Genomic DNA, 20,670 nt, shown 5'->3' on the forward strand with positions numbered 1-20,670 from the left:
ACACTATAATATGAGTTTAGCGATCAAAGTTCCGCCGGTGGGCGAATCAATTACTGAAGTAACCCTATCGAGCTGGAAAAAAAAGGATGGCGATCACGTGGAAATGGATGAGGTTATTGCCGAATTAGAATCGGATAAGGCCACTTTTGAATTAACTGCCGAAAAAGCAGGTGTTTTAAAAACTGTTGCCAACGAAGGCGATGTTTTAGCTATTGGCGCTGTAGTTGCCAATATTGAAGAAGGCGGCGCTGCTGCATCTGCACCTGCCGCTCAACCACAAGCCGAAGTTGCGGCCACAGCGCCTGCACCTGTTGCTGCCGCTGCGCCGGTTGCTACGCCTGCACCTGCTGCAGGTGGTGCTTCTTTAGAAATTAAAGTGCCAACCGTAGGTGAATCAATCACAGAGGTTACTTTATCACGCTGGATTAAAAAAGATGGCGATGCCGTTGAAATGGACGAAGCCATTGCCGAACTGGAATCAGACAAAGCTACTTTTGAACTTACCGCCGAAAAAGCCGGTGTACTAAAAACCATAGCCAAAGAAGGCGATGTGTTGCCAATTGGTGCCGTTGTTTGCACTATTGAAGGTGTTGGCGCTACCGCCGCGTCTATCCCGGTTACCCAGGCTGTTGTTAACGCTGCTGATGAATCTCCACGCGGAGGTGCCGCTGTTACTGCCGCCGGAGGCGTTACTTACGCGTCGGGCACACCGTCACCTGCCGCTGCTAAAATTTTAGCGGAAAAAGGTGTCGACCCTAAAGGTGTAAATGGTACTGGTGTTGATGGTCGTATCACTAAAGGAGATGCGCTTGGTGCACAAGCCGCTCCTGCCGCCAAACCTGCTGCTGCTCCAACTCCTGCTGCCGCGCCTGTTGCTGCTGGCGAGCGTAGCGAAAAACGCGAGAAAATGACTTCGTTGCGTAAAACAGTTGCCAAACGTTTGGTAGCTGTTAAAAATGAAACCGCCATGCTAACTACCTTTAACGAGGTAGATATGCAGCCAATTATGGAACTGCGCGGTAAATACAAAGATAAATTTAAAGAGAAACACGGTGTAGGCTTAGGCTTCATGTCGTTCTTCACCAAGGCGGTTACCGAGGCGCTGAAAGATTGGCCTGCTGTTAATGCCCGTATTGAAGGCGAAGAGATCATTTACAGTAACTACGCTGATGTATCTATCGCCGTATCAGCTCCTAAAGGCTTGGTTGTTCCCGTGATTCGTAATGCCGATAGCATGAGCCTTGCCGAAATTGAAAAAGCCATTGTGGTTTTAGCAGGCAAAGCCCGCGAAAACAAACTGACTATCCCCGAAATGACCGGTGGTACATTCACCATCACCAACGGTGGTGTGTTTGGTTCCATGATGTCAACCCCAATCTTAAATTCGCCACAATCGGCTATTTTGGGCATGCACAACATTATTGAGCGCCCTGTTGCCGTAAATGGACAAGTAGTGATCCGCCCGATGATGTACCTGGCCCTGTCATATGATCACCGCATCATTGACGGTCGCGAGTCTGTAAGCTTCCTGGTACGTGTAAAACAATTACTGGAAGATCCTGCAAGATTACTGTTAGGAGTTTAATTACTCTTTCTATACCATATTTGAAAGCCCGGCGAAAGCCGGGCTTTTTTTGTCTGAATCAGAATTGACAGAATTTTAGAATTTTCAGAATACTTACACGCTATGCTTTAAATTCTGTTAATTTTTTAATTCTGTAAATTCTGATTCAGACAATAGGGTTACCTAACCGCCATTTTCGGTATAAATAGTAACCAAAAAACAAATTAACATCATGAAAATCAAAATTTTACCTGCCCTTGCGGTGGGGGTATTGCTGCTGGGAGCTTGTAAAGGTGGCAGTTCAAAGTATGAAGCGATTAATAATAGCAGTAGCGCCGATTCGACAAGCGTGGATAGTAAGGCATTTGCCGATACTTCTTTATCGGTAGCGCCAAAACTTGTAAAATCGGCAGATATGCGGTTTAAAGTAAAAAGCGTGCAGCAAACAGCTGAAAAAATAACAGCGCTCGCTGTTAAAACAAATGGTATGGTAATGCATCACCAAATGGAATCGTCAAATCAAGGGAGCCGGGATTATCGTGTTAGTGATGATTCTCTTCGACGGGTATCTGCATTCAACACTTCGGAGGATATGACTATTAAAGTACCTTCGGATAAATTGGAAGAGTTTATGAACCAGGTGGCCCATATGGGTACGCATGTTACGTTTAGTAAAATGGATATTGAAGATAAATCACTCGATTTTTTATCAGCAAAGTTGAAACTGAACAGTCGCAAAGAATTGGTAGACCAGCAAAAGAAAGGTAAAGTCATTATTAAAAATCCAATCAACGTATTGGCTCTAAAAGATGATATGGTTGATGGACAGATAGACAATCTTAAAATAGATGCCGCAGTTAAGTTTAGCGTGATTACCTTAAACTTTTATGAGAGTAATACCATTTTACAAGAAACCATCGCTAATGATGATCCATCAGCTTATCAGTTGCCTTTTGCAAAACGTTTAGCTAATTCACTATCTTACGGATGGTTTATGTTTACAGAGTTTGTTTTGGCGCTTGCAAACCTTTGGGTATTTGTTTTGATGGCTATTGCTTTATGGTTGTTATTCAGATATTATAAAAGGAAACACCCTTCATTTTTCGGCACTATAAAATCATAAATTTTTTAGTAGCATTTTCGCTAAACATTTCTATTTTTGCGGTACAAAAAATATCGGTATCATGGAGTCAATGGAAAACGCTAACGCAGAGAAACATTACAAATTATTAGTTGTAGCAATTGTTATAGGCATCTTTGGTGTATTTATACGCTTTGCGGGCGACGAAAACTCTACCTATTTTTCAGTTATCGGTAACATCGCACTGGCAGTTGGTGCCGGCATTGCTTTAAAAGCAGTGTTTGACATAATGAAATAAGAGCCCCCCGGCCCCCTAAAGGGAGAGTGTCGGAAATATATATTATTAAACAGAAAAGCCCTGGCAATAGTCAGGGCTTTTCTGTTATTCGGGATAATTACGCATGCTGCCATGCAAATCAAAAAGCTCCCCCTTCAGGGGGCTGGGGGGCTTCGCCGCCTACTTAGGCCTATACTTCGATTCGTTCAATATTTTCTGGGCGTCTTTATTAACCATCAGCTGCTGTAAGGTAACATCGGGGTGTTTATCCATGTATTCCCTAACAATTTGCCAGCCTGTCCATACGGCCAGTTTGGGAGCCGATTCATTTTTTTCGCCAAGACCGGGGGTAAACGGCGCTTCGGTCAGGAATTTCTGGATCTTGTTATAGTCAGTTTCGTATAGCAGGTTCTCTTCCAAAAAGTAACCCCATATTTTCGCTTTAAAATCATTACACCATTTCAATTGCTCAGTAGTGTACATCATTTTGGTAGTGTCGCCAACATCGGGCAGGATGCTATCCATAAAGTACATGATCTTGCCGTTGTAAATCATTTTAGATAGCAGGGTTTTGTCGTTGTCATCCTCGGGGAACATATCCTCGCGTACAATACCTTCAACTACGCGTGGTGTAATGTTCTCGGCAGTAAAATGCCTTGACAGGTAATGCGGAAAGGCGTTGGTTATGGCAGGGTAAAACCGGGAGTTGCCCAAAAATAAATCGAGCCCGATACCGAAGTAACCATCGCCGATAGAGGTTTGCGCCTGGAAGCCCGAAAAGTAGGCGTAAACCTTCGGAATACGCTTTTGAGGGTAATAATATTTGATGTATTTAAAAGCCTGGGTAAGTTCGGCGTTTTGCTTATCCATGTTAGGGTAGGCGGCTTCTACATCGTGGTAAAGGTCTTTATAGTCTTTATTGCTAAAAATGGTGTGCAGGGTTTTAAAATAGCCCGTATCGCGCAGGCTGCCTGCCGGTAAGATGCGTTCAATAAAATCCTGGTAAAATACACCGTATTTATTGTGGAGCGCTATAGCCTCGGCAGCCATCGGTTTTGTGCGCATCTGGTCAAAATCACGGTCGAACCGTTCTATCTTCACCTCCAGGTTAATATTACTTACATCCACCTTTTTATTGCGCCCGCACGACACTAATACGAAGGCGATAAAAAAAATTAAGTAAATTTGCTTTGCTTTATACCGGTTAGTTATCATTTTTATCCTTTGAGCAAAAATAATTTTTATTTGCATTAATACGTTACTATACCATCCATGAAAATTGCATTAGCCCAGCTTAACTATCATATAGGTAACTTTGAGTCAAATACCGCTAAAATTATTGACCATGTTAATAAGGCCAAACAGCAAGGTGCTGATCTTGTTGTATTTGCCGAACTGTGTGTGTGCGGTTACCCCTCGCGCGATTTTTTAGAGTTTGATGAATTTATTGGTCTGTGTGAACAATCGGCGCAGGAAATAGCTTTAGCTTGTAAGGATATTGCCTGTATTATTGGTTTGCCAACATTTAATAATAAAACCGAAGGCAAGGATTTGAATAACTCGGCTTACTTTATCGAGAATGGAAAAATTAAAGCTGTTGTAAATAAGGCTTTGTTACCAAATTACGATGTATTTGATGAGTACCGTTATTTTGAGCCATCAACAGAGTTTGATTGTATTGAATTTAAGGGTAAAAAGATAGCGCTTACCATTTGTGAGGATTTATGGAATACCATTGAAAATCCGCTATACATCACCAGGCCAATGGATATCCTGATCCATCAGCAGCCGGATGTGATGATTAATATTGCGGCTTCGCCATTTGCGTATAATCATGATGAAGAGCGGATTGCTATTTTGAGCGATAATGCCAGCCGGTATAAACTGCCATTGCTATACGTAAACAATATAGGCGCGCAAACCGAACTTATTTTTGATGGCGGATCATTGGTGTTTGATAACGCCGGTAACTTGGTTGACGAAATGCCATACTTTGAAGAAAGCCTGGCTTACTATACTTTAACGGACGATAACGCCATTACGTTTGACCATCCCACAACCTTAAAAACCGAGCGCCCCGGCGATATTGAACAAATTCACCACGGAATTATTTTAGGCATCCGTGATTACTTTTATAAATCGGGCTTTAAGCAAGCTATATTGGGGTTATCGGGTGGTATCGATTCGGCAGTGGTTTGCGCTTTGGCGGCTGAGGCTTTGGGTGCCGAAAACGTGATGGCCGTATTGCTGCCGTCGCGTTTCTCATCAGATCATTCACTGAAAGACGCCGAAGATTTGGTAGCCAATTTAGGCTGCAAAAGCGAAACTATCGCCATAAAAGATATTACCGAGGCTATCGAAACTTCGCTAAGCCCACAGTTTAAAAACCTACCGTTTAACATTGCCGAAGAAAATATCCAATCGCGCAGCAGGGCTATTTTGCTAATGGCTATGTGCAATAAATTTGGATATATATTGCTTAATACCAGCAATAAAAGCGAGGCCTCTGTTGGTTATGGTACTTTATATGGCGATATGTGCGGCGGTATTTCTGTAATTGGCGATGTTTATAAAACGCAGGTGTTTGCCCTGGCACGCTATATTAACAGGGATAAAGAGATCATACCGATTAACTCCATAGTGAAACCGCCGTCGGCAGAATTAAGGCCCGATCAAAAAGATACCGACTCATTACCCGAGTATGATGTGCTGGATAAAATATTAGAAGAGTATATTGAATACCGCCGCTCATCGGCCGAAATCATTAAAATGGGGTATGACGAGGCCACCGTTCGCCGGGTGATTAAACTCACCAACTCCGCCGAGCACAAACGCTATCAAACACCACCGATATTAAGGGTATCGCCAAAGGCTTTTGGTATGGGCCGCAGGATGCCGATTGTAGGAAAGTACCTTTCTTAGTAGTATCAAGTATCAAGACTTTTTTGGCTGCAATTGTTAATTGTTGTGGGGTATGTGTATAGTTGAAATGGCGAATTGAGGCGTTTGGGGAATTAGTCGACTCTTAGTTCCTGATTGTCGACTCCCGATTCTTTTTTCTTTTGAAAATGCCTATATTTCAAGCCTATGAATAAACTATACGCGGCAATCTTTGTTCCTGTTTTTTTGCTGTGCGCGGCAGGCAAAGTAGTTGCCCAACAGTCGTTGGTAAGCGAATCAAAAAAGGCTGAATTGGATAATTTTTCCGCCCAGTTACGCAATGCTTATACCGCTGGTAAGCAAAAAGCGCTTTCCCTGGCAACCGAGCGCGGCTGGCCCTTAAAAAGGCGGTCGAAAAATGGCAACCTGCTTTCTTTGCAGGGTGTAAACAGTTTAGGATTTCCTACTTATTTAATTACTCATAATAATACTACCGCCGCCGCTACAACTGGCACCAATACCGTGCAACCGGGCGGTTCATTGGGGTTAAACTTATCCGGATCAAGCGCCAATTTGGTTGGTAAGCTGGCTATCTGGGATGGCGGATCGGTGTATGCGGCTCACCAGGAATTTGCGGGGAAAACCATTACTATAAAAGACGGTGCATCGGTATTGGATCATACTACCCACGTGGCCGGTACTATGATAGCCAAAGGCGTATATGCGCCGGCAAAAGGCATGGCATTTAACGCAAGCTCATTGCTTTCATTGGATTTTGATAATGATGTATCTGAAATGAGCAGCGCCGCATCGGGGTTGTTACTTTCCAACCACTCTTATGGCGATGTAGCCGGATGGGATTATAACGATACCGATAACCGCTGGGAATGGTACGGACTGCCCGGCGATACCGTTGATTATACTTTTGGGTTTTATGATACCCGCGCGCAGTCATGGGATAAAATAGCTTATACCGCGCCCAATTATTTGATCGTAGAATCGGCAGGTAACGCGAGGAGCAGTAACGGGCCGGCGGTAGGGGCTAATTATTATGGCTACCGGAGCCGCACCGATCAAACCCTGGTAAACAAAGGGGCAAGGCCATCAAACATTAGCGATAACAGCGGTTATGATATCATCAGTACCACTGGTAACGCCAAAAATATACTTACGGTTGGGGCGATAAATCCATTACCGTCAGGTCCGTCAAAGCGTGAGGATTTGAGCATTGCTTATTTCAGTAGCTGGGGCCCAACTGATGACGGCCGTGTTAAACCGGACATTGTGGGCGATGGCGTAAATGTAACATCGGTAGGGGTGGCCAATAGTTCGGCATATCTTACGCTGTCGGGCACGTCAATGGCTGCGCCCAACATCACAGGCTCATTATACCTGTTGCAGGAGTATTATTACAAACAAAATAACAGCACTTTTATGCGGGCAGCCACCCTAAAGGGATTGGTGTGCCATACCGCCTTTGATGGGGGCAATGTTGGGCCGGATTATGTTTATGGCTGGGGATTGCTAAATATGGCCAAAGCCGCCCAGGCCATTACAGATAACGGCAGCAAAAGCTTAATTAAAGAGAATACACTTAACCAGGGCCAAAGTCAAACATTTAATGTACTTGCTTCGGGATCAGATGCGCTGATTGCCACCATATCCTGGACAGATCCGCAGGGTACGGTATCACCCGATGGTACCATCAATAGCCGTACACCAAAACTGGTAAATGATTTGGATATTAAAGTGAGTGATGGCACCACAACTTATAACGCCTGGGTATTAGATCCCGATCATCCATCGGCGGCGGCTACTACGGGCAATAACATCAGGGATAATGTGGAGCAAGTGTATATAGCCAATGCTGTACCAGGTAAGGCTTATACCATTACGGTATCGCATAAAGGTACGCTATCGTCTGGTTCGCAGGCTTATTCTCTGATAGTTACCGGCATGGGTGGCACGGCCTATTGCTCATCGGCCCCGCTAAGCAGTGCCGACTCGCGCATAAATAATGTTACGCTGGTCAATATCAATAATACGCCGGCAGCAGGCTGCACCAGTTATTCCGACTATACCAATTTAACCGTTCAGCTGGAGCAAGATAAAACATATCCTTTAAGCATTACGCTGGGTACCTGCGGCAATAACTTTAACAAGGCAGCCAAAGTATTTATAGATTATAACGAAAACGGAGTATTTGAGGCTAATGAACTGGTAGCCACAACAGGCATTATTAATGCCACCGGCACTTACACGGCCAACATAAAAATACCGGCCAGTGTAGCCGCCGGAACATTTAGCCTGATGCGGGTGGTACTAACCGAAACCAGTGATGCATCTGTTATACAGGCCTGTGGTAGTTATGCCAAAGGCGAAACCCAGGATTACAGGGTACAGTTTTTACAAACTAGTATTGATGCGGGGATATCGGCCATAGTTAATCCGGGTTCAAGTGGGGCTTGTTCGGCAAGTACGCCGGTTACTATCAAAGTTAAAAACTTTGGCAGCGCGGCTATCAGCAATATTCCGTTGACAGTTAAAATTGTTGCTACCGATAATACAGTAAGCACCTTTACCGGCACCTACACAGGCACGCTGGCATCTGGCGAAGAGGACGATTTTACTTTTAACCAAAACTTTAACGCCGTTGCAGGGGCAACCTATACCATTACTGCCTTTAGTAGTTTAACCGGCGATCCTGTAAAAACCAATGACACGCTAAGTACTACCATCGTTATCAACTCACCATCGGCCATTGGGGATCTGAGCGCTTATTATTGTACCGATAGTAAGCAATACCTGCTATCGGGCCAGGGCGATGGTACTTTACTTTGGTATCAAAATGTTAACGATGCGGTGCCTATCGCCGCAGGTAGCCCTGCAAATACCACAACGCCACCGATAAACAATACATATTACGCGGGTGTAAATGATTTTAAAGGAACGGTTGGCCCGGCTACCAAAAATGTATTTACAGGTGGTGGCTACAACCAGTTTACGCCATCGGTATTAATAAATACCAAGGTGCCGGTAGTGATACAAAGCGCGCGTTTATACATTGGTAACTCTGGTAAGATAACTTTTAATGTAAGTAACAGTAGCGGGCAAATTGTAGCCTCCACTACTATAAATGCCCAGGCCACGCGTACCACACCATTGCCCGGCGCGCAGGCCGATGACCCTGCCGACCAAGGCAAAGTGTACGATCTTAACCTGGAGTTACCTGCCGCAGGTAATTATTCCATCGCTATTGATTATGATGCCAACGCCACTATTTACCGCAACAATGCAGGTGTAACCAGCTATCCGTTTAGCATAGGCAATGTTTTTAGCATTTACAGGAACGATGCTACCGGCGATAACGCGTCAGATACCACCTATTATAAAGGCTTTTACTATTATTTTTATGATATGAAGGTGCAAAGCCTGGGCTGCGCATCTGCCGCACGTAAGGCGGTTACTTTAACAAAGCCCGTAATTGTACAAAGCAACAATACGCTAAACTCAAGCATAGCAACGGGCAACCAGTGGCTGTTGGGCGGTAACCCTATAAAGGGTGCTACCGGACCTACATTTGATCCTTTGCAAAGCGGTAATTACCAGGTGGCGGATACCTTAGCCAGCGGCTGCGTAGCCATATCAGATGTATTTGCCTATGCCCGAACGGCTACCAACGTAGATAAATCAACAGATATTGGTTTAACGGTATTCCCGGTACCATCAAGTACCAATATATACGTGGTATTTAATGCCAAAACAGCAACAGATTTGAACCTGTCACTCGTAAATTCGGTAGGGCAAACGGTGATCACCAATAAACAAAGTTTGTCCGCTGGTGATTTTAGCACCGTGCTTAACGTGAGCAATGTGCCGCCGGGCGTGTACGTGGTAAAAGTGGTGTTGGGGAGTAAAGCTTACGGGAAAAAGGTGATTGTGGTACATTAAGGCGCATGGCCCGGTCTGACTTAACTACCGTAGTTTCATATAAACGCCATTCGGTTTATCAAATAACGATGGCTGCTTTTAAACAGCCATCACCATATTAATGCCCATAGGTAACCTCGCGGGTTACCTTCCAAACGCCATCTTTTTTTTGCCATATTTGCATAAATTTAAATGTAAATGTTTGCAGCTGGCCATTTTCTACATGCGAGAAAGTGTGTTGTCCGGTTTCAATAGCGCCATAATCTTTAATGGGATACACTTCCATTGTTCCGGGAATTAGTTTTCGGGTTAAAACGTAGCTCATTTTAAACAGGCCGCCGAAAGCCTGTTTGGTTTGGTCAAAGTTTCGCACGCCGGTATTGTCCTGATACAATTCAAGGCTGTTATCAAAATAGTTCATCAGTTGGTCAAGGTTACGGGCATTAAAGGCCTCAAATTGGAGCGAATCTGCATGCGCAATCTCATTGAACAATACCCCCGATGTTTGCGCCTGGGCATGGCTATCTATAAAAAAAGCGGTGGTTATTAAAAGTGCCGCGGCAAAATATTTGTTGAGTGTTTTCATTTTATAGTGTTTTATCAATTTTTCATTTCGGTGGATATGATAGCATCTCCTTGTGCTTTCAAAAATCCATGTACAAGATCGGAATATATTTGAGGTCCGTTATCTGAGTTGGTGAAAATGAGGAGGGCTCTTTTAGACTGTGGCAAAACAAACGCAATAGTGTTTGCTCCCGCGTCGATGCCACTATGCGATAAACCAAATTGGCCGCCTAAAGCCGGGTAAACTACCCAACCCAATCCCATAAACTTATTGTCTTTTATTTTAGATAGCGGGCTGGTCATTTTATGATAAAGCGGTTGGGACAGGCCTGCGCCGTTGATTATCCAAATTAAAAATCTGCTGTAATCTGCCACCGTTGTTTTCATTTGATCTGCCGCACTTGGTTCATTGTTTTTAACAATTTCCAAAGCCTCGCTTTTGCTGTTGTGAGGAACTGCAAAATGACTCAGCATGGTGGCATTCCAAACCAAATGCGTATCATTCATGTGTAAGGGGCCAAAGATCAGGGAATCGGCCAGCTGTTCTAATGAACGGTTAAATTTCTTTTCAAGCGCGTGCCGCAAATATTCCATCCCTTCGCCAGAATACTGAAACTTTAAGCCGGGTTCAAACTCAAAGGCCAGTTTTTTTGACGGCGTTTGCCAGCGCCAATTGGGAAACCCTGTTTGATGTGTAAGAATATGCCGGGTGGTAAGTTTTTTACTCCTGGGGTCATCTGCAATATCCGGGTCGGTCCAGTAGTGGTAAATAGGTTCATCCAGATCCCATTTGCCCGCGTCAACAAGCCGCAGCGTTATCATAGCGGTTACAGTTTTGGTAATGGAGGCTACATTGAATACTGTATTTGCAGGGGCCGGCACCCCCGCTTTAAGTTCGCCATAAACTTTTGATAATATTACCTTGTCGTTATCAATAAAGCTTAACCCTAATGCCGGAATATGCTTTTCGTGCATAAGCCTTATAATGACCGAATCTGCTACCTGTGCCTCAGTAGTCGTGGTGTAAAATGAAGCCCACACTAATAGTGTGATGACTTTAAATGAAGATAAACTTGTACGCTGTAACATCATATTATCAAATTTAAAACTGGATAGACCAAGTGTGTGCCGAAGCTTTTATTATTTGATTATTAGTTGATTATAAAAATGAGTGTTTTGAATTATTGTATCGTTAGCGTACAATAACTGTACGTTAACAGATGAGTGAGGCATACTTGAATGCTGGTTTTCTGTTAAAGAAATATAATGCAGGTTATGTTAACAGCTACTAAATCCTTCCCAAAAGAGAAGGCCTGTTGCAAACGCGACAGGCCTTCTCCTAAATGTGAAAAATTAATAGTTTTTTACTTAAAGGGCAGTGGATTTACTGAAAAGTATATTTAACCCCAACACCCGGCGCTATATCAAAAAATGGTCCGGTAGCTACTTCAAGGCGTGGGTTCAGATCAAGGCTTACGGCTATCGGGCTGTTGGGAATTACCCATTCCAAACCTAAAACACCATCGGCACCTAATAACAGGTGACGGTCTTTGTAATACTGGGCGTCGCTGCCAAAACGTTTGTAATAGCCGCTGCCCATTGAGCCGGCATGGCCACCAAAGCCGTAAAAGAAATTCAGCTTATCAACATTAAAGGCCTGGGTATGGATTTCGTATAAACCGGTTATCACCAGGCCGTGGTCGCGGATGCCTAAGATGCCTTCAATGGCAGTAGTTTTATCAAGGAAGAATTTTCCGGATGGACCGATTTCATAAGCGCCAAATTTAAGACCGGCGGCAAATTTATAATCCTGTGCCTGCGAGCGCGTGCTGACAAATAATAATGAGGCCGAAAATAATAGCAGGTAAGTTAGTTTTTTCATGTAGTAGTTTTTAGTAAACAATAAACAGGTAATGTAAAGGCACACCGGCTTAACGTTGATTTAACCCCGTTTGGGCACAAATGTTCAGGTAAATAAACGCCAGAATTAAGGTTTTATGGTTTTGTAATGAAAAAACTACCTTGTTTAGTATTCATTTTACTGATTTTCAACCTGAAATATTGAGTTGCTTTTACTGGTTTTATGCAGGTAAATAGATTACTTTAGTGAAAATAAAAAGTTTTAGATGACTGGATATAGCTTTAAAATAAAGGATAGAAGATACTTAACGCTGTTTTTAACGGCGACTTTTTTTGTACAAACCGGCTGCGTACAAGGGCAATTAAGCGTTAATAACAGCGGCCAATACCGCAACGGTATGGTGGTTTGCGCTTACCCCGACGCGGCGCAGGTTGGTATTGATATTTTAAAAAAGGGTGGTAACGCTGTTGATGCTGCCGTTGCGGTGCAATTCGCGTTGGCAGTGGTATATCCCGAAGCCGGCAATATTGGCGGTGGTGGTTTTATGGTTTTCCGGTCGAAAGATGGCAAAACCAATACGCTCGATTTTAGGGAGAAAGGCCCGGGCGCCGCAAGCGCTAATATGTACCTTGATTCGGCCGGTAATGTGATTCCGGATATGAGTTTGTACACCCATAAAGCATCCGGTGTGCCAGGCTCTGTTGATGGCATGTTTACAGCACATCAAAAATATGGCAAACTTAAATGGGCCGACCTGGTGCAGCCTGCGGTAAACCTTGCCCGTAACGGCTTTAAACTAACCAAACGCGCCGCCAATGATTTAAATCATAATGCAGCCGAGTTTACAAAACTTAATCCCGGGAAAACTTACCTGCTAAAAGAAGGCGGCTGGAAAGAGGGCGATGTACTGGTGCAGGAGGATCTTGCCAAAACTTTTGAGGCCATCCGCGATAAAGGCAGAGATGGTTTTTATGATGGCGTTGTAGCAGATGAAGTTGTAGCCGAGATGAAAGGTGGCGACGGTTTGATTACCAAAGAAGATCTGAAAAACTACCATTCCGTTTGGCGCAACCCTATTATTGGCACTTATAAAGGATATAAAATTATCACCATGCCGCCACCATCAAGCGGGGGCATAGCGTTATTGCAATTACTGCAGTCGGTTGAAAAATATCCGTTAAAAAGATACGGTTACAACCAGGACTCAACTATTAGGCTGATTGTGGAGGCCGAGCGTCGTGTTTACGCCGACAGATCAAAATACCTTGGCGATCCGGATTTTTTTAAAGTACCCGTTGATAGCCTGCTTAAACCGGCCTACACAGCAGCACGCATGAGTACTTTTAGCTGGGACGCGGCTACACCAAGCACAAGCATTCAACCGGGTACATTTGTGGGTTATGAAAGCGACCAAACCACCCATTATTCTATTGTAGATAGGGAGGGCAACGCGGTATCCATTACCACAACTTTAAATGATAGCTATGGTTCTAAAATTTTTGTAAAGGGTGCAGGCTTTCTATTGAATAACGAGATGGACGATTTTAGCTCAAAACCCGGCGTACCAAATATGTACGGATTAGTTGGTGGTAAAGCCAACAGCATACAGCCGGGCAAACGCATGCTATCGTCCATGACGCCCACTATTGTTGAAAAAGATGGTAAACTGTTTATGGTAGTAGGCACGCCGGGAGGATCAACCATTATCACCTCGGTTTTTCAAACCATATTGAACGTGATAGAGTTTAACCAAAATATGCAGCAGGCGGTAGCCTCTAAACGTTTCCACTCGCAATGGCTGCCGGATGTAGTCACTATTGAAAAAGGGGGCGTTGATACCACAACCATCATTAAGCTACAAAACAAAGGCTATAAAATAGGCGACAGAAGTGCCATAGGTCGCGTAGATGCCATCCTTAAAACCCAATGGGGCTACTACGAAGGCGGTGCCGACCCGAGAGGGGATGATACGAAGATGGGGTATTAAGTTCATTGGTTCACTGGTTCGTTAGTTTATTGGTGAAAAGTTCATTAACAAAACGTGGAAGTGCTTTTTTATCGTCGCCACAAAAGATTGATGAAGCATTCCATCTGACAAGACTAATGAACTAATGAACCAGTGAACGAATGAACGTTCATAAACATTTAGATTTGTGTAATCAATTAGCATTTCTTACGTTTGGTATGCATGCATAACAGCGTAAAACACCAGGAAACCATCGATTATTTTTTGAAGATCGTGTGGCAAACCGTAGCTAACAGATATAATCAGTTGGTTACCGAGTTTGGTATTACACAATCTATCGGCTATTTGCTCATCAATATCGACGAAAAAGAGGGCACCACGGTGTCGCAGGCTGCTGCTTTGCTGGGTTTAAAATCAACCAGTTTATCCAGGATGCTTAGTCAGCTGGAAAAAACCGGGCTCATATACCGGGAGTCAAACGCCGGCGATAAACGCTCTGTAAAAATCTACCTGACCGATTTGGGCAAAGAAAAGCGCCACCAGGCCCGTGCGGTGGTAAAACAATTCAATAACTACCTCGATTCACACATCAGCGAAGCCGATAAACAATACCTCACAGATATGCTGAAGAAGATCAACAAACTTACCCTTAATTATAAACCTTAATTGGTCATTAGATCATTTGCTTAGCGTCATTAACTTATGCTGGCAGGATAATGACCACGCGGTGAAATGACAGCGCAGCGAAATGACCCAATGACGGCGCAGCCCTGATGACTACAAAGTAATTTTTATGTGGATAATGCGTTTTGCTTAAGATGATTACTGTTGAAAACACGTGTTGGTCCGGCTTTTTTAATATCAATGTGTTAAAAAATGTTAAGCTGCCGTTTTTCTATTATAAAAGAATAAATTTGCCTTTTGAAAAATGAATAGGTTACCGGTTTTGCTATTGCTATTGTTGGTTTGTTGCGGCGCATGTAAAAAGTCGGCCGATGCCTTGGTACAATATAACATACAGGCCGGTATTGATGATAAGATCATTAAGGATTACGTAGCAGCCCATCCGGAAGATAGCGCGAAGCGAATTGATACAACCGGTGTTTACTACATTGTAAAAAGCGGCGAAGGAGGTTCTGGTAATGATTTGTTTACCAGTTCAACAACCATAACGGTAGGCTTTACCGGGCAGATACTAACCACCGGTTATACTTTTGCGCAAACTAATAATTTTCACCCCTCATACACATTAGGAAGTGTGATAAGAGGGTGGCAGGTAGGAATACCACAAATAAAAAAAGGCGGTAAAATAAGGCTGTTAATGCCATCGAGGTATGCATACGGACCATATGCGCAGGATTCGATACATTTGCCGGCAAATTCCGTGCTTGATTTTAATATACAGTTATATAATATAACTAACTAACGATAAAAAAGAGGCATAATCACCTAATAAGTTAATGCCGGTAATAAATAAATGATGAAACAAATTTCTTTTACGCTCTTAGTTCTTATTACGGTAGGTTTGCTGTCATGTCACAAAACGGCAAACGATCCCAATATCACCCAATACGATAATAGTAACATTCAGGCTTATATTAAAGCTAACAACCTTACCGGTATGGTGCGCGACACTACCGGTGGCGACACCAGCGGCATTTATTACCAGATACTTTCGCAGGGCTCAACCGCGGGGGCGCCTTTTGCCTATTCAGATACGGTGAAATATGTATTTACCTTAAAATCATTTGATGGCAAATACAACTCTGTTGATTCGTTAACAAGCAACCACTATGATAGCTTTTTGGGTCATATTAACCAAAATGGCTATCCAATAGGTTTGCAGTTAGCTATTCATAATGTAATCAAACACAAAGGAACACGCGCCAGGATTTTGATTCCATCGCGTTTGGCTTATGGCGTTAACGGATACGGATCTGGCAGTTCAAGCAACGTGAACACACGCATTGCCGGTAACCAGTGTCTTGATTATTATATTAACGTGTACTCCGATCAAACCCTTTATGATGATCAGGTTATCAAAAATTATATGGCAACCAATAGCCTAACTGGTTTTACCAAAGCTGCGGGCGGTTATTACTATAAAGTTTCGGTGCCAGGCACCGGTACGGAGCCAATTAGCCAATATTCGGCATTTACTGCTACATATACAGGCTTGTTTTTAACCGGTACCGCGTTTGACAGCAACAACGCAACCACCGCAACATCATTTGACTTTTCGGGCAATGGCGGTAGCGGCTACATTTCTGGTGTTACCCAAGGACTTATCGGTTACACTGCCGGAACCGCTGTTACTTTATTGCTGCCATCGCGATATGGTTATGGTAGAACAGGTACTACCGGTATTTCGGTAAACGATTGTCTTCGTTTTGATTATACCATAGCTACAATCACCAATTAATATATTACTATTTAGCCAAAGCCGTTTTAAAAGCTTTTAAACAACGCTCACGTGCAAAAGCGTGATCAATAATGGGTTTAGGATATTTGCCAAAATCGGCATACTCCGGAACCCATTTTTTTATGTACTTTAAATCCGGATCAAACTTTTTGGTTTGTGATTCGGGGTTAAATATCCTGAAGTAGGGAGCGGCGTCGGTACCGGAGCCGGCAGCCCATTGCCAGCCGCCAACGTTACTGGCCATTTCGTAATCCAACAGTTTGCGCGCAAAGTAATGTTCGCCCCAGCGCCAGTCAATCAGCAAATCCTTACTTAAAAAGCTGGCTACTATCATGCGCACCCGGTTATGCATAAAGCCGGTAGCGTTTAGTTCGCGCATGCCGGCATCCACAATAGGGTAGCCGGTTTGGCCTTCGCACCAGGCTTTAAACTGCTCTTCATCGTTAACCCATTTAATGCGGTCGTACTCGGGCCTGAAAGCATGATCCATTGTATGCGGAAAATGATATAATATCATCATATAAAACTCTCGCCAAATGAGTTCATTTAACCAGGTTTTATTTTGATAGCCATGCGCCGTTTTTGCCAGCTCACGAATGCTCACCGTGCCAAAGCGCAGGTGCAGGCCCATATGTGAAGTGCCTTTGATAGCCGGGAAATCGCGCTTCTCGGCATAGTCAGCAATCACGTCGGTATATGTTTGATCAGGAAACCCGGCTTTACTTTTTTCAAAGCCCATTTCTTTAAGAGATGGGATGGACAAAGATTTGGTTTTTACGAGATTCTGTAAATACTTTTCGGTAGGATAGGCTTTCAGGTAAAATGGTTTCAACGTGGTGTACCACTTGCGCTGGTAAGGAGTGTAAACGGTGTATGGTTTGCCGTCATCTTTGGTCACCTCATCTTTTTCAAATATTACCTGGTCTTTAAAGGTTTTAAACTCGATGCCGTGTTTGTGTAGTTTTGCTTTTACGGCATCGTCACGCCTAGTGGCGTAAGGCTCATAATCGTGATTTGTATAAACGGCGGCTATTTGATAATCTTTGATGATACTGTTCCAGGCGTGTTCGGCTTTATCATAAATTACCAGCATACTGCTGCCATGTTTATGTAACTCTGTCTGAATCGATTCGATGATGTTGTAAATGAAAGTTACGCGGGCATCGTCTTTATCTTCCAGTTCATCCAGAATCTCTTTGTCAAAAATAAATAAAGGTAACACAGGGTTGCCGCTTTTAAGCGCTCGATATAAACCTGCATTGTCGTTTAAACGAAGATCGCGGCGGAACCAAAAGATGGTTACCAGGGTTTTGTTATCCATAAATTTCTTTTAACGCTGCAGGTAATTCAGCATATTTAAAACTGAAGCCTGCATCCATAATTTTTTGTGCAGATGCTTTTGTGCTACCTAAAACCAATGTACTCATTTCACCCATCAATAGCTTTAACAAAAAGGCGGGTACTTTGGGTGCCCACAAGGGTTTGTGTAATTGTTTTGCAATAGCCTGAGTCATTTGTTCATTGTTAACCGGATTTGGGGCTGCCATATTATAAACGCCTTTAAGCGTGGTGTGTTCTATGCCAAAAAGGTACATATCTGCCACATCCTGCCAATGAATCCATGGAATCCACTGTTTACCGCTGCCAATGGGCGAACCTACAAAAAGTTTCACTGGCAACGCCTGTATAGGCAAAGCCCCTGCATCTTTATCCAAAACTACCCCGGTACGAAACTTAAGGATGCGTAAACCTAATTTTTCGCCTTCATCAACGGCAGCCTCCCATTCAACACAGCAGCGCGCTAAAAAATCGCCTGCAGGGGCACTATTTTCGGTCATCAGCTCATTTCCCCTGTCGCTGTAATAGCCAATGCCCGATGCGGATATTACCGAGGTAACCTTATTAGCCCTATTCCCGATCAACTCATAAATGAGGCTGATTGATTTGGTACGACTTTCAATTAAAAGCTTTTTACGCTCATCCGTCCACCGTTTATCGGCAATGCCCGCACCTGCCAGGTGTATAATGGTATCAACCCCATCAATACAATGTTCATCGATAGTACTTTTGGCCACATCCCATATGTATGTTTTTACATCCTTATTTTTGCCGGGCTTCCTGCTCAAAAAACTTACAGTATAGCCCTTAGCCAAAAGCAACCTGCTCAAATGACCACCTAAGCCTCCGGAACCGCCTGTTATTAAAATACTTTTGTTCATTAGTTCACTTGTTCATTAGTTCATTGGTGGATAGTTCATTAGTTCACTTGTTCATTGGTAAATAGTTCAGGAGTCTGGAACATTTGCCGTCTGCAAGTACTAATGAACCAATGAACAAGTGAACCAATGAACTAAACCCCTTCCCCATAATGTATAATTTCTTTTGCCATGCCGTTAAAAATAAACAGGTGGAACGGCCACATGGCGTACCAGTATAAGCGCCCCCACAGGCCGTTAGGCCTAAAGGTAGCAACCTGGCTCAGGTTTTTCTTTCCGTTGCGTTCAATTATTTTAAATTCAAGCCAGGCCTCGCCAGGTAATTTCATTTCGGCATATAACAGTAAACGCTTATTTTGTTTATCGGCCAGTAAAACCCGCCAAAAATCAATCACATCGCCCGGGCCTATATTGATGCTGCTGGTACGGCCACGCCTTGAACCTACGCCGCCAAACAGCTTATCTAAAAAGCCGCGGATGTTCCAGATCCAGTCCCAATAGTACCACCCCCGGTTACCGCCTATCGACATAAAATTGGTAAACACATCCTGGCTCTCCCTTTCAAAAGGCATTTTAACCTTGTACTCCAGTGTGCCGTTTTGCGGCACTTTTATCTGATCCATAAAACCCGAGTGAAGATAACCTTGATTCAACGCATCCTTCCAGCTGGATACAATAGAGTTTTGCTCTATTTTAACAAAGGCCAGGTTAAGGGCTTCCTCGTAGCTGATGCACTTACGTTCCACAACATCATCAATGCTATGATCACGCATAATGGTTTCGTTTTTCATACTGTCTACCAGGCTTTGGGCCAGTGTGTAACTGGTAGATGTTACAAAGTATAGCCAGTATGATGATATTTTAGGTGATAGAAACGGGATGATAAAAATATGCCGTTTAAGCTTACGCACTTTAGCGTAAATGAGCATCATATCTTTAAAGGATAAAATATCCGGGCCGCCAATGTCAAAAGTTTTATTGAAGCTTTTTTCGTTCAGCATTACGCTTTCCAGGTAACCTAACACATCGCGTATGCCAATAGGTTGGCAACGGGTTTTTACCCAGCGCGGCACTGTCATGATGGGTAATTTTTCGGTAAGGTCGCGAATGATCTCAAATGAGGCGCTGCCCGAGCCTATGATGATGGCCGCTCTTAAAACAGTTAAGGCCGATTTGCCTTCTTTTAATACATCCTCTACATGCCTACGCGATTCGAGGTGTTTGGATAGATTATCATCATTGGTAATGCCGCTTAAAAATATGGTTTGCCTGCAATGGGTTTTATCCAACGTGTGAACAAAATTATAGGCCGATAAAGCCTCTAAAGCTGCAAAATCTGCCGCTTGCGACATGGAATGCACCAGGTAATAAGCGGCATCAATATCTTCAGGAAAGGTTTCAATACTTTGTTCGCGCAATAAATCGCCGGTAATAAGGGTAACTTTATTGCCAAAATCGCTTTGTTCATGAAAGCGGCGCTTATCACGTACCAGGCAAACCACCTCATGCCCTTTCTCCAGCAAAACAGGGATAAGCCTTGTTCCTATATATCCGTTAGCACCGGCAAGTAAAACCTTCATATAAGTCACAACAACCTAAAAGGCAGGCTGTTTTAGGTTGCGTATATCTAAAAGAAGATTACTGTGCGATTACAACTGTGGGCTCTGTTTCTTGTGGGTTTGGGGGGTAATGGATAAAGGGTTTTCCCAGGCTCTGTATATCGGCGACGACTCACCCGGTCTACGCTTCGCTGGACCTGCCCTCTCTCCGGTAAACCGCAAAGAGGGCTTAAAAAAACAAAATTTCCTCGCCCCTCTATGCGGCGCAGCCGGAGAGAGATTCTGTGTTAATTATCAAATAATTTTTAATTTTGTTTTATTAAGGCGGCTTTAAAGCCAGCCTGTTTAGG

At 43.5% G+C, this 20,670-nt stretch carries 16 protein-coding genes; 9 read left to right on the top strand and 7 right to left on the bottom strand.

The genetic code is table 11. The features are described 5' to 3' along the window. The first annotated feature begins 10 nt into the window (after positions 1-10). The 3 genes from odhB to QWZ17_RS24755 all read left to right on the top strand — a co-directional run bounded on the left by odhB (position 11) and on the right by QWZ17_RS24755 (position 2,943). Positions 11-1,585 (top strand): 2-oxoglutarate dehydrogenase complex dihydrolipoyllysine-residue succinyltransferase, encoded by a 1,575-nt coding sequence (gene odhB / locus QWZ17_RS24745; RefSeq protein WP_290308015.1) that lies wholly within the window; start codon positions 11-13, stop codon positions 1,583-1,585. A 211-nt stretch (positions 1,586-1,796) separates the two neighbouring features. Beyond that, positions 1,797-2,687 (top strand): DUF4349 domain-containing protein, encoded by an 891-nt coding sequence (locus QWZ17_RS24750; RefSeq protein WP_290308016.1) that lies wholly within the window; start codon positions 1,797-1,799, stop codon positions 2,685-2,687. Positions 2,688-2,748: 61 nt separating this feature from the next. Beyond that, a complete protein-coding gene (locus QWZ17_RS24755) occupies positions 2,749-2,943 on the top strand; it encodes a hypothetical protein (protein WP_290308017.1) in 195 nt (64 codons plus the stop codon). Between the two features lie 159 nt (positions 2,944-3,102). Here the strand turns inward: QWZ17_RS24755 and gldB are convergent, their stop codons facing one another. Next, the gene (gene gldB / locus QWZ17_RS24760; protein WP_290308018.1) at positions 3,103-4,137 is read right to left on the bottom strand and encodes a gliding motility lipoprotein GldB; all 1,035 of its coding nucleotides are present in this window, start codon (positions 4,135-4,137) and stop codon (positions 3,103-3,105) included. A gap of 57 nt (positions 4,138-4,194) precedes the next feature. On the opposite strand from gldB, the gene QWZ17_RS24765 reads away from it, so the two are divergent. Together QWZ17_RS24765 and QWZ17_RS24770 are read left to right on the top strand one after the other, a co-directional pair. After that, on the top strand, positions 4,195-5,844 hold the full coding sequence (locus tag QWZ17_RS24765; RefSeq protein WP_290308019.1) for an NAD+ synthase: 1,650 nt from the start codon (positions 4,195-4,197) through the stop codon (positions 5,842-5,844). A gap of 165 nt (positions 5,845-6,009) precedes the next feature. Then, positions 6,010-9,753, top strand: a complete 3,744-nt coding sequence (locus tag QWZ17_RS24770) for a S8/S53 family peptidase (protein ID WP_290308020.1) — start codon at positions 6,010-6,012, stop codon at positions 9,751-9,753. A 97-nt stretch (positions 9,754-9,850) separates the two neighbouring features. Here QWZ17_RS24770 and QWZ17_RS24775 read toward each other — a convergent pair whose 3' ends face one another. The 3 genes from QWZ17_RS24775 to QWZ17_RS24785 all read right to left on the bottom strand — a co-directional run bounded on the left by QWZ17_RS24775 (position 9,851) and on the right by QWZ17_RS24785 (position 12,178). Then, entirely contained in the window at positions 9,851-10,318 is a 468-nt protein-coding gene (locus QWZ17_RS24775) for a nuclear transport factor 2 family protein (protein WP_290308021.1), read from the bottom strand. 14 nt (positions 10,319-10,332) lie between these two features. Continuing rightward, on the bottom strand, positions 10,333-11,388 hold the full coding sequence (locus tag QWZ17_RS24780; RefSeq protein ID WP_290308022.1) for a serine hydrolase domain-containing protein: 1,056 nt from the start codon (positions 11,386-11,388) through the stop codon (positions 10,333-10,335). Positions 11,389-11,680: 292 nt separating this feature from the next. Then, positions 11,681-12,178: a hypothetical protein gene (locus QWZ17_RS24785; protein ID WP_290308023.1), complete on the bottom strand. Its 498-nt coding sequence runs from the start codon at positions 12,176-12,178 to the stop codon at positions 11,681-11,683. A 244-nt stretch (positions 12,179-12,422) separates the two neighbouring features. Between QWZ17_RS24785 and ggt the strand changes: the two genes are divergently transcribed. The 4 genes from ggt to QWZ17_RS24805 all read left to right on the top strand — a co-directional run bounded on the left by ggt (position 12,423) and on the right by QWZ17_RS24805 (position 16,545). Beyond that, positions 12,423-14,144 carry a gamma-glutamyltransferase gene (ggt, locus tag QWZ17_RS24790; RefSeq protein WP_290308024.1) on the top strand — a complete coding sequence of 574 codons (1,722 nt, stop codon included), beginning with the start codon at positions 12,423-12,425 and terminating at the stop codon, positions 14,142-14,144. 201 nt (positions 14,145-14,345) lie between these two features. Further along, a complete protein-coding gene (locus QWZ17_RS24795; RefSeq protein WP_290308025.1) occupies positions 14,346-14,789 on the top strand; it encodes a MarR family winged helix-turn-helix transcriptional regulator in 444 nt (147 codons plus the stop codon). A 262-nt stretch (positions 14,790-15,051) separates the two neighbouring features. After that, a complete protein-coding gene (locus QWZ17_RS24800) occupies positions 15,052-15,549 on the top strand; it encodes an FKBP-type peptidyl-prolyl cis-trans isomerase (RefSeq protein WP_290308026.1) in 498 nt (165 codons plus the stop codon). 51 nt (positions 15,550-15,600) lie between these two features. Further along, a complete protein-coding gene (locus QWZ17_RS24805) occupies positions 15,601-16,545 on the top strand; it encodes an FKBP-type peptidyl-prolyl cis-trans isomerase (protein WP_290308027.1) in 945 nt (314 codons plus the stop codon). A 7-nt stretch (positions 16,546-16,552) separates the two neighbouring features. On the opposite strand, the gene QWZ17_RS24810 is transcribed toward QWZ17_RS24805, so the two are convergent. From QWZ17_RS24810 to QWZ17_RS24820, 3 genes are all read right to left on the bottom strand, one after another. Further along, positions 16,553-17,866, bottom strand: coding sequence for a cryptochrome/photolyase family protein (locus QWZ17_RS24810; protein WP_290308028.1), 1,314 nt, complete (start codon positions 17,864-17,866; stop codon positions 16,553-16,555). After that, positions 17,859-18,764 (bottom strand): TIGR01777 family oxidoreductase, encoded by a 906-nt coding sequence (locus QWZ17_RS24815; RefSeq protein WP_290308029.1) that lies wholly within the window; start codon positions 18,762-18,764, stop codon positions 17,859-17,861. Before QWZ17_RS24815 ends, QWZ17_RS24810 begins: the two co-directional genes overlap by 8 nt. A 131-nt stretch (positions 18,765-18,895) precedes the next feature. Continuing rightward, positions 18,896-20,341, bottom strand: a complete 1,446-nt coding sequence (locus QWZ17_RS24820) for an SDR family oxidoreductase (RefSeq protein WP_290308030.1) — start codon at positions 20,339-20,341, stop codon at positions 18,896-18,898. Between the last annotated feature and the right edge of the window lie 329 nt (positions 20,342-20,670).

This window comes from Mucilaginibacter flavus (assembly GCF_030409315.1).
In the GTDB taxonomy this organism is placed as follows: Bacteria; Bacteroidota; Bacteroidia; order Sphingobacteriales; family Sphingobacteriaceae; genus Mucilaginibacter; species Mucilaginibacter flavus.

Bases quoted from the DNA above. Each gene is read 5' to 3' on its own strand.
- odhB (WP_290308015.1), top strand. From the start codon at position 11: ATGAGTTTAGCGATCAAAGTTCCGCCGGTGGGCGAATCAATTACTGAA.
- QWZ17_RS24750 (WP_290308016.1), top strand. From the start codon at position 1,797: ATGAAAATCAAAATTTTACCTGCCCTTGCGGTGGGGGTATTGCTGCTG.
- QWZ17_RS24755 (WP_290308017.1), top strand. From the start codon at position 2,749: ATGGAGTCAATGGAAAACGCTAACGCAGAGAAACATTACAAATTATTA.
- gldB (WP_290308018.1), bottom strand. From the start codon at position 4,137: ATGATAACTAACCGGTATAAAGCAAAGCAAATTTACTTAATTTTTTTT.
- QWZ17_RS24765 (WP_290308019.1), top strand. From the start codon at position 4,195: ATGAAAATTGCATTAGCCCAGCTTAACTATCATATAGGTAACTTTGAG.
- QWZ17_RS24770 (WP_290308020.1), top strand. From the start codon at position 6,010: ATGAATAAACTATACGCGGCAATCTTTGTTCCTGTTTTTTTGCTGTGC.
- QWZ17_RS24775 (WP_290308021.1), bottom strand. From the start codon at position 10,318: ATGAAAACACTCAACAAATATTTTGCCGCGGCACTTTTAATAACCACC.
- QWZ17_RS24780 (WP_290308022.1), bottom strand. From the start codon at position 11,388: ATGATGTTACAGCGTACAAGTTTATCTTCATTTAAAGTCATCACACTA.
- QWZ17_RS24785 (WP_290308023.1), bottom strand. From the start codon at position 12,178: ATGAAAAAACTAACTTACCTGCTATTATTTTCGGCCTCATTATTATTT.
- ggt (WP_290308024.1), top strand. From the start codon at position 12,423: ATGACTGGATATAGCTTTAAAATAAAGGATAGAAGATACTTAACGCTG.
- QWZ17_RS24795 (WP_290308025.1), top strand. From the start codon at position 14,346: ATGCATAACAGCGTAAAACACCAGGAAACCATCGATTATTTTTTGAAG.
- QWZ17_RS24800 (WP_290308026.1), top strand. From the start codon at position 15,052: ATGAATAGGTTACCGGTTTTGCTATTGCTATTGTTGGTTTGTTGCGGC.
- QWZ17_RS24805 (WP_290308027.1), top strand. From the start codon at position 15,601: ATGATGAAACAAATTTCTTTTACGCTCTTAGTTCTTATTACGGTAGGT.
- QWZ17_RS24810 (WP_290308028.1), bottom strand. From the start codon at position 17,866: ATGGATAACAAAACCCTGGTAACCATCTTTTGGTTCCGCCGCGATCTT.
- QWZ17_RS24815 (WP_290308029.1), bottom strand. From the start codon at position 18,764: ATGAACAAAAGTATTTTAATAACAGGCGGTTCCGGAGGCTTAGGTGGT.
- QWZ17_RS24820 (WP_290308030.1), bottom strand. From the start codon at position 20,341: ATGAAGGTTTTACTTGCCGGTGCTAACGGATATATAGGAACAAGGCTT.